Raw genomic sequence first — 313 nt, 5'->3', positions numbered from 1 at the left:
CTGGCTTGAACTGGATCCGGCTCGAATGAGCGGGTCCGTCACCGCAATCTGATCCGGTGCCGCAAAGCGGGCCGGTGATGGAAGGAGACAAATATGAACCTTGAGAAATACTCAGAGCGCGTGCGCGGCTTTATCCAGTCCGCGCAGACCATGGCGCTCTCGCGCAGCCACCAGCAATTCACCCCCGAACACATTCTGAAAGTCCTCGTCGACGACGACGAGGGTCTGGCCGCGTCACTGATCGAGCGCGCCGGCGGCAATGTCCGCGATGTCAAGCTCGGCGTCGAGACGGCGCTCGAGGCGATGCCCAAGG

Annotated in this window: 1 protein-coding gene; it reads left to right on the top strand. The window is 62.3% G+C overall.

Features of this window, described 5'->3' with window-relative positions; translation table 11 throughout:
- Window positions 1-93 precede the first annotated feature (93 nt).
- Window positions 94-313: Clp protease N-terminal domain-containing protein (locus tag X742_RS01000000171375; protein WP_032925255.1), on the top strand; the 220-nt coding region annotated here is incomplete at its 3' end.

Source organism: Mesorhizobium sp. LNHC229A00 (assembly GCF_000502415.1).
Classification (GTDB): domain Bacteria; phylum Pseudomonadota; class Alphaproteobacteria; order Rhizobiales; family Rhizobiaceae; genus Mesorhizobium.
The sequence above is the reverse complement of the archived record's forward strand: the minus strand, read 5'-3'. Positions and strand labels throughout refer to the sequence as shown.